Here is a 13,120-nt window from a genome sequence, read left to right as displayed (position 1 = left end):
AGGGGCTCAGGGAACGTTCAGGGTGATCAGGTAGGCGCCCGAGGTCACGGCCTTGCCTGCCTGGTCGATAACGGCATAGTGCTGGTCGTAATAGCGCCCCTCGCGCCCGCTGTCGGCCAGGAGCTTGACCTTGACTACGGAGTTTCCCGGGCCGCTGGCGCTGGCCAGCGGGCCGACCCGCCGAACGTCAATGGATCCCCCACGCGAGCCCTGAGGGCACTGCCGCAAGTTCAGCCCATCGCTGGCAGCATTGGAGGTGCAGTTGGACTCTACGATCTTGCCGTAAAAACGGATGATGCCTTGCCCTGAGGGAGTGGCGGCAAGGCAACTGCCCGATAGCCCAAGGAACAGACTCAAAGCAGTGGAAGCAAGCGCTACGTTCATCCTGACTCTCCTTGTGTGTAAGGACTGTATCGTCAGTCTAGGTACGGGCTTTAGCTTTTGAGAAAAGTCTGATGGACTGTTTGGAAGCATTAGAAAAGAAGTCCAATCAACTGGTTATCAAAATCACCTGCAAGCGTTGCTCAGGCGACTCTTCGAGCTGCCTCACGCGGCGCTGAAGCCCTGTCCCAATGCAGTTGGCGAGTACCTTTTCGACAATGATGCCATATGGCCACCATTCGACATAAAAGTCGACCCTTCATGCCATAAATAGGGAAAACAACCGACCGGGCATTGCACCCGGCCGGTGTCGTCAGCGACGGCGCGCAGAGCTCACGCCGCCCAGGGCGGTCAAGGCTGCTTGCGGAACACGAACACCAGCCCGACGATGATCAGGCCCATGCCCACCAGGCTCAGCAGCCCCAGGCGGTTGCCGAAGAACAGGTAGTCCATCAGCGCGGTCACCGCAGGCACCAGGTAGAACAGGCTGGTGACATTCACCAGGTTGCCCTGGGCAATCAGCCGATACAGCAACAGCGTGGCCAGCACCGACACCACCAGCCCCATCCACAGCAGTGGAATCACGAAACCTGCACTGTGCTCGAAGTGAAACGGCTGGAACGGCACGAACAGCGCGCACAGCAGCAGCCCTGCCAGGTACTGCACCGGCAGCGTGCCCAGGGGATTGTCGGTGATGCGTTTCTGCATGATCGAACCGGCGGTCATGCTGACCAGGGCCAGCAGCCCGCACAGCATGCCGGTGATGGACATCCCCGCCAGGCCGATGCTCTGGTAGACCACCATCACCAGCCCGGCAAGCCCCAGGCTCAGGCCAAACAGCCGGCTCCAGGAGCGCTGGCGCTCCATCAGCACCACCGTGAGGATCGGCTGCACCCCCATGATGGTGGCCATGACCCCGGGGGTCACCTTCAGGTCCAGGGCCAGGATGTAGAAGATCTGGTAGGCCCCCAGCAGCACCAGGCCGGTGGCCACGGCAAAGCCCATGGCCCGGCGCCCACGGGGCAACCTGAGCTTGAGCAGGGGCGCCAGCAGCATCAGGCCGATCAGGGCAATGACGAAGCGCAGCAGCAGGAAGGCAAAGGGTGAAGCGTGGGCCAGGCCCCATTTGGAGAAGATGGCGCCACTGCTCCAGAGCAGGACGAACAGGGTCGTGGAAGCGGCCGCGAGCGCGGACTTTTTTGAAATGAGCAACATGAAAACCACCTGTAATCAGGCAAGAAGCCAATTCAGCCGAGGCTGAAGTTCAGTAGTGTTTTTTTCAGGCGGGCGCAGGGAACAGCAGCGGTTGCTGATCAGCCCGAGAAGCCAACGCCCGGCGGTGATACGACTGCGTACACCGGCGTGCTACTGACAGGTGGGGGGTAATGACCGATCTGCACAGGCTGCTGATTCCCGCACGGCACGACGCCAGCGTTGACCGCTGAAACCACTACCGCGTTGAGAAGGGAAAAGGCCATGTACTGATGGTTCTCGAGAGAGGAAAAACCTGAGTCGCTGGACTCATCGGACGCCGAATATAACCAGCGCCCGATATTCATTGCAAGATTTATCCGAACAGCCACTTCCACAGGACTACCAGCACCACCACTGCCAGCACCGGGCGCAGGATGCGGTACAGCTTGGGATGGCGGCGCTTCCACTGCTTGACCACGCCACTGAAGCTGTCGCTGAAGCGCTTGCTCCAGGCGTAGGCCTGGTTGATCCCGCCGACACGCTCGTCATCCAGGTTCTGCGGCGCGGTGGCGCGGCCCAGTTGGGCGCTGACCCAACGGTTGATGCGGGTCATCAGGCGGCTGCTCAGCGGACGCTCGATGTCGCAGAACAGGATCACCCGGGTGATCTCGGTTTCGTTCTTCACCCAATGCACGTAGGTCTCGTCGAACATCACGTCTTCACCGTCGCGCCAGGCGTACTCCTGGCCATCGACGAAGATCCGGCAGGCATCGGAGTTGGGGGTCGACAGGCCCAGGTGATAACGCAGGGAACCGGCGAAGGGGTCGCGGTGCGGGTTGAGGTGGCTGCCACCGGGCAACAGCGCGAACATCGCGCCCTTGACGTTGGGAATCGCGCTCACCAGCTCGACGGTCTTCGGGCACAGGGCCTCGGCCGAGGGCAGCGGCTTGTCGTACCACTTGAGGTAGAAGCGCTTCCAGCCCTTCTTGAAGAAGGAACCGAAACCGGCATCGTTGTTCTTCTCGGCGGCGCGGATGTAACCCTCGTCGAACAGGTGCATGGCCTCTTCGCGGATCACTTCCCAGTTGTCCCGCAGGATGTCCAGCTCGGGAAACTTGCTGCGGTCCAGGTACGGCTTGGAAGGCACCCCGGAGAACAGGTACATCAGGGCGTTATAGGGGGCGAACAGCGCCGAATGGTTGACGAACTGGCGCAGTACCGGCAGACGCGCCTTGCCGCGCAGGTGCACGTAGAGAATGCTGCCGACGAACAGCGACAACACCGCGACCTTGGCGGTAAAGGAAAAGCTCATGCAACGACTCCTTGGAAATAGGCACCTGTAGGGGGAGCGTTCACCCGACCTGGCAGCCGGCAATGATAAACACTCCTGGGCCCTGGAAAAACCCGCACAACCCAACATTCAGCGTTAACGGTTATGCAACAAAGGCGTTAAGTAGCATAAGCAGCCAGGCCCTGGCCTGATATGGGTCAGCATTCGCCGGCAAGCCGGCTCCTGCGGGCGAATGCCTGATCCGTGCTTACTGCTGGTTTTCCTGCTCGGTGAACAGGTCGCTGAAAAGCATGCTCGACAGGTAGCGCTCACCGGAGTCCGGCAGGATCACCACGATGGTCTTGCCCTGCATTTCCGGGGTTTCCGCCAGGCGTACCGCCACCGCCATCGCCGCGCCGCAGGAGATGCCGCAGAGGATGCCCTCTTCCTGCATCAGCCGCAGGGCCATGGCCTTGGACTCTTCATCGGTCACCAGCTCCACCCGGTCGACCATCGCCAGGTCCAGGTTCCTGGGCACGAAACCGGCGCCGATGCCCTGGATCTTGTGGGGGCTGGGCTTGATCTCTTCACCGGCGAGTTTCTGGGTGATCACCGGAGAAGTCGCCGGCTCCACCGCCACCGAGAGAATCGGCTTGCCCTGGGTCTTCTTGATGTAGCGCGACACACCGCTGATGGTGCCCCCTGTGCCAACCCCGGCCACCAGCACGTCCACCGCGCCGTCGGTATCGTTCCAGATTTCCGGACCGGTGGTCTTTTCGTGGATCGCCGGGTTGGCCGGGTTATCGAACTGCTGCGGCATGAAGTACCTGGCCGGGTCGCTGGCAACGATTTCCGCCGCCTTTTCGATCGCCCCCTTCATGCCCTTGGCCGGCTCGGTGAGCACCAGCTCGGCGCCCAGGGCCTTGAGCACCTTGCGCCGCTCGATGCTCATGGACGCCGGCATGGTCAGCATCAGCTTGTAGCCACGGGCGGCGGCGACGAAGGCCAGGCCGATCCCGGTGTTGCCCGACGTGGGCTCGACGATGGTCATGCCCGGCTTGAGCTTGCCGCTGCTTTCGGCGTCCCAGATCATGTTCGCGCCGATCCGGCACTTCACCGAATAGCCCGGGTTGCGTCCTTCGATCTTGGCCAGGATGGTCACCCCGCGCGGGGCGATGCGGTTGATCTGCACCAAGGGCGTATTGCCGATGGAATGGGCGTTATCAGCAAAAATTCGGCTCATGGCTGGGTCCTTATGCAGCAGTGAAGAAGTCCCCAAGGGTATGCCTGGCGCCCTTGAGCGTCCAGTCGCGCAACACCCGGGCCAGCCGGGCCAGTCGTGCCTATGCAAGAGACACATCAGCGACGCCGAGTTCATGGCCCGGCTCCTGCGTTCCCCGAACCTGCGCCCCAGGCCACCCCGGGAACATTGACTCGAACGTCTGCCAACGGACGCAGTCAATGCCTGTATACGGCTGGAGGCTGCTGATCATGAAAGCTCGTTACCGTTGGCCCCTGTGGGTCCTGGCAAGCCTGGTGGTGCTGCTGGTGGCCCTGCATATCGCCCTGCCCTACCTGGTGCGCGACTACTTGAACGACAAGCTGGCGGACATGGGCGACTACCGCGGACGCATCAGCGACATTGACCTGGCCCTGTGGCGCGGCGCCTACCGCATCAATGGCCTGGAGATCGTCAAGGTCAGCGGCAAGGTGCCAGTGCCCTTCGTCAAGGCGCCGCTGATCGACCTCTCGGTGAGCTGGCATTCGCTGTGGTACGACCACGCGGTAGTGGCCAAGGTGCAGTTCATCCAGCCGGAGCTGAACTTCGTCGACGGCGGGGCCGACAAGCAGGCATCGCAGACCGGTGAGGGCACCGACTGGCGAGCCCAACTGGGCAAGCTGCTGCCCATCACCCTCGACGAAGTGCGGATCGATGACGGCAAGATCCACTTTCGCAACTTCAGCTCCAAGCCGCCGGTGAACATCGGCGCGACCCAGGTCAACGCCAGCTTCTACAACCTGACCAACGTGGTGGACCCCCAGGGCAAGCGCGATGCGCGCTTCGACGGCAAGGCCCTGCTCCAGGGCCAGGCGCCCATGGAAAGCACCGCCACCTTCGACCCCTTGAGCAACTTCGAGAACTTCGAGTTCCGCCTGCGGGCCCGGGATATCGAGCTCAAGCGCTTCAACGACTTCGCCTCGGCCTACGGCAAGTTCGACTTCAATGCCGGGCACGGTGACGTGGTGATCGAAGCCCAGGCCGAGAAGGGCCAGTTGCACGGCTATATCAAGCCGCTGTTGCGGGACGTGGAAGTCTTCAACTGGCAACAGGACGTGGAGAACCGCAACAAGAGCATTTTCCGCTCGGTGTGGGAGGCCCTGGTGGGCGCCAGCGAAACCCTGCTGAAGAACCAGCGCAAGAACCAGTTCGCCACCCGGGTCGAGCTCAGTGGCAGCGTGCACCAGCAAGATATCAGCGCGTTCCAGGCGTTTTTGCAGATCTTGCGCAACGGTTTCATCCAGGCCTTCAATGCCCGCTACGAGCAGCCCAAGCCGTCGCCTGACTGAGTCACCCCGTGACGCTCCATTCAGAGACTGAATGGGGCGTCCACGTTCACAGTCGACCGGGCAGCGCGTTATAGTCGCGCCATCACTCCCCATTCAATCGACCTGCCCCGGGCAGCTCGCCGTCACCGTTCGAGGAATTGCAGATGAAGTTCGAAGGCACCAGCGCATATGTCGCCACCGATGACCTGAAGCTGGCAGTCAATGCCGCCATCACCCTGGAGCGTCCGCTGCTGGTCAAGGGCGAACCCGGCACCGGCAAGACCATGCTTGCCGAGCAACTGGCCGAATCCTTCGGCGCCAAGCTGATCACCTGGCACATCAAGTCCACCACCAAGGCCCACCAGGGCCTGTACGAGTACGACGCGGTCAGCCGCCTGCGCGATTCGCAACTGGGCGTGGACAAGGTGCACGACATTCGCAACTACCTGAAGAAGGGCAAGCTGTGGGAAGCCTTCGAATCCGAGGAGCGGGTGATCCTGCTGATCGACGAGATCGACAAGGCCGATATCGAGTTCCCCAACGACCTGCTGCAGGAACTCGACAAGATGGAGTTCTACGTCTACGAGATCGACGAGACCATCAAGGCCAAGCAGCGGCCGATCATCATCATTACCTCCAACAACGAGAAAGAGCTGCCGGACGCCTTCCTGCGTCGCTGCTTCTTCCACTACATCGCCTTCCCCGACCGCACCACCCTGCAGAAGATCGTCGATGTGCACTACCCGGACATCAAGAAGGACCTGGTCAGCGAAGCCCTGGACGTGTTCTTCGATGTGCGCAAAGTGCCGGGCCTGAAGAAGAAGCCCTCGACCTCGGAACTGGTGGACTGGCTCAAGCTGCTGATGGCCGACAACATCGGCGAAGCGGTGCTGCGCGAGCGCGATCCGACCAAGGCCATCCCGCCCCTGGCCGGCGCCCTGGTGAAGAACGAGCAGGATGTGCAATTGCTCGAACGCCTGGCGTTCATGAGCCGTCGCGGTAGTCGTTAAGAGGCTGATGCCATGCTGCTCAACCTGTTCAATGAAATGCGCGCGGCCAAGGTGCCGGTGTCGGTGCGCGAGCTGCTGGACCTGATCAACGCGCTCAAGCAGCGCGTGACCTTCGCCGACATGGACGAGTTCTACTACCTCGCCCGGGCGATCCTGGTGAAGGACGAACGGCATTTCGACAAGTTCGACCGGGCCTTCGGCGCCTACTTCAACGGCCTGGAAAAACTCGACGACCACCTGCAGGCGCTGATCCCCGAGGAATGGCTGCGCAAGGAGTTCGAGCGCTCGCTGACGGATGAAGAGCGGGCGCAGATCCAGTCCCTGGGCGGCCTGGACAAGCTCATCGAAGAGTTCAAGAAACGCCTGGAAGAACAGAAGGAACGCCATGCCGGCGGCAACAAGTGGATCGGCACCGGCGGCACCAGCCCGTTCGGCTCCGGTGGCTTCAACCCGGAAGGCATCCGCGTCGGCGATGCCGGCAAGCGCCAGGGCAAGGCGGTGAAAGTCTGGGACCAGCGCGAGTACAAGAACCTCGACGACTCGGTGGAACTGGGCACCCGCAACATCAAGGTGGCCCTGCGCCGGCTGCGCAAGTTCGCGCGCCAGGGTGCGGCGGAGGAGCTGAACATCGACGACACCATCGACCACACCGCCCGGGATGCCGGGCTGCTGAACATCCAGATGCGCCCGGAACGGCGCAACAGCATCAAGTTGCTGTTGCTGTTCGACATCGGCGGTTCCATGGATGCCCACGTGAAGATCTGCGAGGAACTGTTCTCGGCCTGCAAGACCGAGTTCAAGCACCTGGAGTACTACTACTTCCACAACTTCATCTATGAATCGGTGTGGAAGAACAACATGCGCCGCGGCTCCGAGCGCACCTCGACCCAGGACCTGCTGCACAAGTACGGCGCCGACTACAAAGTGATCTTCGTCGGGGATGCCGCCATGGCGCCCTATGAAATCACCCAGGCCGGCGGCAGCGTGGAGCACTGGAACGAAGAAGCCGGCTACGTGTGGATGCAGCGCTTCATGGAGAAGTACAAGAAGCTCATCTGGATCAACCCCTATCCCAAGGACACCTGGGGCTACACCGCTTCAACCAATATCGTTCGCGAGTTGATCGAAGACCAGATGTACCCGCTAACCCTGCGTGGCCTGGAAGAAGGCATGCGCTTCCTGTCCAAATAAACCCGTTCGCCAGCAAGCCGGCTCCTACAGGGCGATGTAGGAGCCGGCTTGCCGGCGAAGCTTTCAGCCCCTCACCCGAACCGGCGCAGGAACGCCACCTGCTGCCGATGCGCCGTTTCCTGCACCACCGGCGCCAGGCGCACTTCGCTGCCCGGCAGGCACTGCGCCAACCGCGCCAGTGATAGCGGCGTCAACGCTCCCAATCGCGGATAGCCGCCAATGGTCTGGCGGTCATTGAGCAGGATGATCGGCTGGCCGTCCGGCGGCACCTGGATCGCCCCCAGGGGAATGCCCTCGGAAATCATCGGCCGGCCCTGGTACTGCAATGGCGGCCCGAGCAAGCGCGCGCCCATGCGGTCGGCCCGGCTGTCCAGGCTCCAACTGCTATTGAAGGCATCGAACAGGCTCAAACCGCTGAACTGGCCGATTTGCGCCCCCAGGATCACCTCCAGCGGTGCAGCGGATTGCCAATCCGGCAGTTGCTCCGCCGACAGGCTCTTGAGCGCACCGCCAGCTCCCGAATAACTCAACACCCCGCCCTCGCTCAGGGCGCGGCCATAACCATCGGGGCCACCCAGGGCTTCACGCAACACACTGGCGCAACTGCCCAACACCTTGGGCGCGTCGAAACCGCCAGGGGCGGCCAGATAGGCCCGGGCCCCAGAAAATGGCTGGGTGAATCGCAGTCGCTGGCCCTTTTGCAGGATGAAACTGCGCCCCGGGGTCAAAGGCCGCTCATCCACATAGGCCCCAAGATCAGCCCCGGCCAGGGCCAGCAGGCAATAGTCCTCGGCCTGCAGGGTGAAACCGCCCAGGGTAATTTCCACCACCGGCGCATCCAGGGCATTGCCCAGCAGCCAGTTGGCCCAGGACATCGACACCCAGTCCAGCGCCCCGCCCTGGGTCACGCCCAGGTGGCGCACGCCAAAGCGCCCGGCATCCTGCAGCAGGCACAGCGGGGTGCTGGCCTCGATCGTCAGTCGGCTCATGCCGGCACCTCCAGTGGCGTGTCATCGCCCCCCAGGCGCAGGAACTCGGCCCGCTCCACTGGGGCAAAGCGCACCCGGTCCCCCGGTTGCATCAGGCTGTAGCCGTCGCGCTCGCGATCGAACAACCGGCTCGGGGTGCGGCCGATCAGGTTCCAGCCCCCCGGCGATACCACCGGGTAAGCCGCGGTCTGCCGTTCGGCGATCCCCACACTGCCCGCCGCCACCCGCTTGCGCGGGGTGTTCAGCCGCGGCGCCGCGAGCGCCTCCTCCACCAGCCCCATGAAGGCAAACCCGGGAGCGAAGCCCAGGGCAAACACTTGATATTCACGCTGGCTGTGACGCTCGATCACCTCGGCCACCGACAGCCCGCTGCGCCGGGACAACAGCACCAGTTCCGGCCCGACACTGAGGTCGTACCACACCGGCAGCACGTGCTCGCGCCCGGCCTGGGTGGTGCCGGGCGCCAGGTCGGCCAAGGCGATCTCGATCCGCTGCCGGGCCTCGGACGGGCTCAGGGCCAGCAAATCGTAATGCACCATCAGCGTGGTATAGGACGGCACCAGATCGACCAGAGACTCGCCGAAGGCCCGCCGCAGCCCTTCGGCGGCGGCCAGCATCCAGGGCATGTTGTCCTCGGCGATCACCTCGAACAGCCGCACCATCAGGCAGTCGATGGCAACTACTTCAACCTGTGGCTTCATAGGCCGGACTGCTGGTTCAGGGCCTCGCGAATGCGCTGCACCGCCGCCACCGAACTGGCGTTGTCGCCATGCACGCACAGTGTGTTGGCGTGCAGCAGCAAGGCGCTGCCGTCGCTGGCGGCCAGGGGCTCGCCGCGGGCGATGGTCAGGGCCTGCTGGAGGATGGTTTGCGCGTCATGGTGCACCGCCCCCGGCAACTGCCGCGACACCAGATGCCCGGCGTTGTCGTAGGCGCGGTCGGCAAAGGCTTCGAACCACAGGGTCACGCCGTACTCATCGCCCAGGGCCTGGGCCGCGCTGTTGTCGCGGGTGGCCATGAGCATCAGCGGCAGTTGCGGGTCGTAGGCTGCCACGGCCTGGATCACCGCCCGCAGTTGCGCAGGCTTGGCCATCATGTCGTTGTACATCGCGCCATGGGGTTTGACGTACTCGACCCGGCCGCCCTGGGCTCGGCAGATGCCGTCCAGCGCACCGATCTGATAGTGCAGCAGGTCCTGGATTTCCTCGGGCGAGTAGCTCATGGAGCGGCGGCCAAAGCCTGCCAGGTCCTGGTACGCCGGATGGGCACCGATGCGCACGCCATTGGCCAGGGCCAGGGCTACGGTCTTGCGCATGATGCCCGGGTCACCGGCGTGGAAACCGCAGGCGATGTTGGCGCAGTCGATAAAGGGCATGACTTCGGCATCCAGGCCCAGGGTCCAGTTGCCAAAGCTTTCGCCGATGTCGCAATTCAATAACAGGCGGCTCATGGTCAGTGTTCCTGTGTTTTTATAAGGGGTCCGCTGCGGGGCAGCGCTGGCAATGCCCCGCAGATTATCAGTTAGCGTGCCTCAAGTTCCTTGCCGCGGGTTTCCGGCAGGCTCAAGGCTGCCAGCACCACCACGCCGTAGGACACCGCGGCAAAGGTGCCGATGGCCGCGCCCAGCGGCACATGCTGGCTGAGCAGGCCGATCAGCAGGGGGAACAGCGCCGCCAGCGCCCGGCCGCTGTTGTAGCAGAAACCCTGGCCGGAACCGCGGATGCGGGTGGGGAACAGTTCGGTGAGGAACGCTCCCATGCCGCTGAAGATGCCCGAGGCGAAAAAGCCCAGGGGAAAGCCCAGCCAGAGCATCACCGCGTTGCTCACCGGCATTTGCGTATAGAGCAGGACGATGGTGAAAGAGCCGGCGGCGAACAGTACGAAGTTCTTCTTGCGCCCGAGAATATCGGTCAGGTAGGCGCTGATCACATAGCCCATGTAAGAGCCGAAGATCACCATGGCCAGGTAGCCGCCGGTGCTCAGCACGCTCAGGCCGCGCTCGGTCTTGAGGAAGGTCGGCAGCCAGAAAGTGATGGCGTAGTAGCCGCCCTGGGCCCCCGCCGCCAACAGCGATGCGCGCAGGGTGGTGCTGAGGATCCCCGGGGCGAAGATCTCGTAGAACCGGGCCGGGTTGCTGGGCTCTTCCCGGGCCCGGGTTTGGCGATAGACCTCAGGCTCCTTGACCAGGCGGCGGACGAAAATCACGAAGATCGCCGGCAGGATGCCCAGCAGGAACAGCCCGCGCCAGGCGTCTTCCGGCGGCAGCAGGGAGAACAGCAGCGCATATAGCAACGCCGTTATGCCCCAGCCCAGGGCCCAGCCGGACTGCACCATGCCCACCGCCTTGCCACGGTTCTTGGCACGGATCACCTCGCCGATCAGTACCGCCCCGGCGGTCCACTCGCCACCGAAGCCGAAGCCCATCAGGGTCCGGGCGATCAGCAACTGCTCGTAGTTCTGCGCCAGGCCACACAAAAAGGTAAAGAATGCGAACCACAGGACCGTGAGTTGCAACGTCCGCACCCGGCCAATGCGGTCGGAGAGGATCCCGGCGATCCAGCCCCCCAGGGCGGAGGCCAGCAAGGTACTGGTATGGATCAGCCCGGCTTCGGCGGAGGTGATGCCCCACAGTGCGATCAGGGTCGGGATCACGAAACTGAGCATCTGCGTGTCCATGCCATCCAGGCCATAACCGAGCTTGCAGCTCCAGAATGTCCGGCGCTCCTGCTGGTTGATGTCCCGGTACCAGTCAAACGGGCCGGCGCGGCGCGGGGCCTTGGCGGCCAGTGTTTCGGGCGCACTCATGGCGATCTCCAGGGTAATTTATTGGTGTTGTTCTGGGCCCCGACGACGCATATCGTGGGTTGGCGCATTCTTCGGCTCGAGCGCCAACTGCGTCCAACTAATAAAAACTGCCCTTATGCATAAGAAAAGTTGATCCCATGAACCTCAAGTTCCTCGAAACCTTCGTCTGGGTCGCGCGGCTGAAGAGCTTCAGCCACACCGCGGAAAAACTCTTTACCACCCAGGCGGCGATCTCCAGCCGCATCGCGGTGCTGGAGGGCGAACTGGGCGTGAAGCTGTTCCTGCGCGACTCCCGGGGCGTCAGCCTGACCCCGGAAGGCGTCAAGGTGCTGGAGCACGCCGAGCAGATGCTCGACACCCTGCAGGTGCTGAAACAGTCCATCCAAGCGCCGTCGAGCAAGGTCGGGCGGGTTCGCATCGGGGTCATGGATACGGTGATCCACACCTGGCTCAGCCCCCTGGTGGCGGAGATGATGGACCACTACCCGCAGGTGGAAATCGAGCTGGTGGCCGACACGTCGCTGAACCTGTGCGAACAGTTGCAAAAGGGCTTTCTCGACCTGGTGCTGCAAACCGACCTGCTGCGCCAGGAAAGCATCCGCAGCCTGGAACTGGCCAGCTATCCCATGGGCTGGATCGCCGCCAGCAACTCGATCTACAACCGCGACTACGCCAACGTCGCCGAGCTGGCCCGGGAACGGATCGTCACCTACTCGAAGAACTCCCTGCCCCACCAGCAGGTGCTGAGCCTGATGCAGGCCAACGGCGTGCTGGCGCCGCGGCTCAACTGCGTCAACTCGGTGTCGGCCATCACCCGCCTGCTACGGGACGGCTTCGGCATCGGTGCCCTGCCGCCGGTGCTGGTGCGCGAGGAACTGGCCCGGGGCGAACTGACCCTGCTGGCCATCGAACAGCGCCCGCCGAACCTGCAAGTGGTGGTGTCGTGGCGGGTGGGAGTGGAATTGGTGGAGGACATAGTCGAGCTGTGCCAGCGCGTGGTGCAGCGCTATGGGCAGAAGGTCGGCGCGGATTACCTGGTGCTCAGCGAACCCCAGTGAACATCGCCATCCCCTCTCTCGTAGGAGCTGGCTTGCCAACGAACCGCGCGCTGCGGTGTATCAGGCGCGTCGCTTTCGCCGGCAAGCCGGCTCCTACACAGAAAACAAAATCGATACGGCTCCTACAGGGGGTCAGAGGCCTTTGAGGTCGCGCTCTTCAATCGGGCGGCTCTGGCGCAGGCGCTTGCCGCCCAGCACTACCCAGTCGATCAGCCGGTACAGGCATTCCAGGCCGAAGGACAGCAGCAAGGCGCCACTGATACCCCAGATCATGGCTTCCGGGGTCAACAGGATCTGGTAGCTGTAGCCGTCCCAGGTTTCCTTGCGGATTTCCGGGTCGGGGGCCAGGGCCACTTGCAGCAGGCGGATGTACCAGGGCCCCTGCATCGCCTGGTACTGCTTGTCCAGGGCCAGCTGGCGGCTGAGCAAGCCGCTCAGGCTCTCGGCATCGCTGCGAAACACCGGATCGTCGCTGGCCCGGTAATGGGCCACCAGGGCGTTCATGTCGCCCTTGAAGAATTGCTGCGCGGTGCCCTGGAAGCCCTGCAGGCTGTGCTGCGACTCGATCAGATGCGCCTCGACGCGCTTGGCGTAATCACTGATGAAACCCGGCACTTGCACACCGATCAACAGGCCGGCGGCGAACAGCACCAGCCGCAGATAACTGAGCAACAT

Annotated in this window: 13 protein-coding genes; 4 read left to right on the top strand and 9 right to left on the bottom strand. The window is 63.2% G+C overall.

What is annotated here, in order from left to right:
* Window positions 1-6: 6 nt before the first annotated feature.
* The 4 genes from BM382_RS16045 to cysK all read right to left on the bottom strand — a co-directional run bounded on the left by BM382_RS16045 (window position 7) and on the right by cysK (window position 4,088).
* Entirely contained in the window at window positions 7-384 is a 378-nt protein-coding gene (locus BM382_RS16045) for a hypothetical protein (protein ID WP_015634561.1), read from the bottom strand.
* Between the two features lie 348 nt (window positions 385-732).
* Window positions 733-1,596 carry a DMT family transporter gene (locus BM382_RS16040; RefSeq protein ID WP_011059859.1) on the bottom strand — a complete coding sequence of 288 codons (864 nt, stop codon included), beginning with the start codon at window positions 1,594-1,596 and terminating at the stop codon, window positions 733-735.
* Between the two features lie 352 nt (window positions 1,597-1,948).
* Window positions 1,949-2,887, bottom strand: coding sequence for an aspartyl/asparaginyl beta-hydroxylase domain-containing protein (locus BM382_RS16035; protein WP_011059858.1), 939 nt, complete (start codon window positions 2,885-2,887; stop codon window positions 1,949-1,951).
* Between the two features lie 226 nt (window positions 2,888-3,113).
* On the bottom strand, window positions 3,114-4,088 hold the full coding sequence (gene cysK / locus BM382_RS16030; protein ID WP_011059857.1) for a cysteine synthase A: 975 nt from the start codon (window positions 4,086-4,088) through the stop codon (window positions 3,114-3,116).
* Between the two features lie 248 nt (window positions 4,089-4,336).
* On the opposite strand from cysK, the gene BM382_RS16025 reads away from it, so the two are divergent.
* From BM382_RS16025 to BM382_RS16015, 3 genes are all read left to right on the top strand, one after another.
* Entirely contained in the window at window positions 4,337-5,413 is a 1,077-nt protein-coding gene (locus BM382_RS16025; protein ID WP_072443287.1) for a DUF748 domain-containing protein, read from the top strand.
* Window positions 5,414-5,556: 143 nt separating this feature from the next.
* Entirely contained in the window at window positions 5,557-6,402 is an 846-nt protein-coding gene (locus tag BM382_RS16020) for an AAA family ATPase (protein ID WP_011059855.1), read from the top strand.
* Between the two features lie 12 nt (window positions 6,403-6,414).
* Complete coding sequence (locus tag BM382_RS16015) at window positions 6,415-7,593, top strand: vWA domain-containing protein (RefSeq protein ID WP_072443285.1); 1,179 nt, start codon at window positions 6,415-6,417, stop codon at window positions 7,591-7,593.
* A 71-nt stretch (window positions 7,594-7,664) separates the two neighbouring features.
* Here the strand turns inward: BM382_RS16015 and BM382_RS16010 are convergent, their stop codons facing one another.
* From BM382_RS16010 to BM382_RS15995, 4 genes are all read right to left on the bottom strand, one after another.
* Complete coding sequence (locus tag BM382_RS16010) at window positions 7,665-8,582, bottom strand: 5-oxoprolinase subunit C family protein (protein WP_072443283.1); 918 nt, start codon at window positions 8,580-8,582, stop codon at window positions 7,665-7,667.
* Window positions 8,579-9,283 carry a 5-oxoprolinase subunit PxpB gene (pxpB, locus tag BM382_RS16005; RefSeq protein ID WP_053156828.1) on the bottom strand — a complete coding sequence of 235 codons (705 nt, stop codon included), beginning with the start codon at window positions 9,281-9,283 and terminating at the stop codon, window positions 8,579-8,581. Before pxpB ends, BM382_RS16010 begins: the two co-directional genes overlap by 4 nt.
* Window positions 9,280-10,032: a 5-oxoprolinase subunit PxpA gene (locus BM382_RS16000; protein ID WP_015634555.1), complete on the bottom strand. Its 753-nt coding sequence runs from the start codon at window positions 10,030-10,032 to the stop codon at window positions 9,280-9,282. Before BM382_RS16000 ends, pxpB begins: the two co-directional genes overlap by 4 nt.
* A gap of 71 nt (window positions 10,033-10,103) precedes the next feature.
* Window positions 10,104-11,387, bottom strand: coding sequence for an MFS transporter (locus BM382_RS15995; protein ID WP_072443281.1), 1,284 nt, complete (start codon window positions 11,385-11,387; stop codon window positions 10,104-10,106).
* A 137-nt stretch (window positions 11,388-11,524) separates the two neighbouring features.
* On the opposite strand from BM382_RS15995, the gene BM382_RS15990 reads away from it, so the two are divergent.
* Window positions 11,525-12,445 (top strand): LysR family transcriptional regulator, encoded by a 921-nt coding sequence (locus BM382_RS15990; protein ID WP_053156822.1) that lies wholly within the window; start codon window positions 11,525-11,527, stop codon window positions 12,443-12,445.
* 132 nt (window positions 12,446-12,577) lie between these two features.
* Here the strand turns inward: BM382_RS15990 and BM382_RS15985 are convergent, their stop codons facing one another.
* Window positions 12,578-13,120: a DUF2937 family protein gene (locus tag BM382_RS15985; RefSeq protein ID WP_011059848.1), complete on the bottom strand. Its 543-nt coding sequence runs from the start codon at window positions 13,118-13,120 to the stop codon at window positions 12,578-12,580.

It is taken from the genome of Pseudomonas sp. NFPP25 (assembly GCF_900116505.1).
Lineage (GTDB): Bacteria > Pseudomonadota > Gammaproteobacteria > Pseudomonadales > Pseudomonadaceae > Aquipseudomonas > Aquipseudomonas protegens.
Note: the sequence above shows the minus strand (reverse complement) of the source record. Positions and strands in the feature narration are given on the sequence as shown.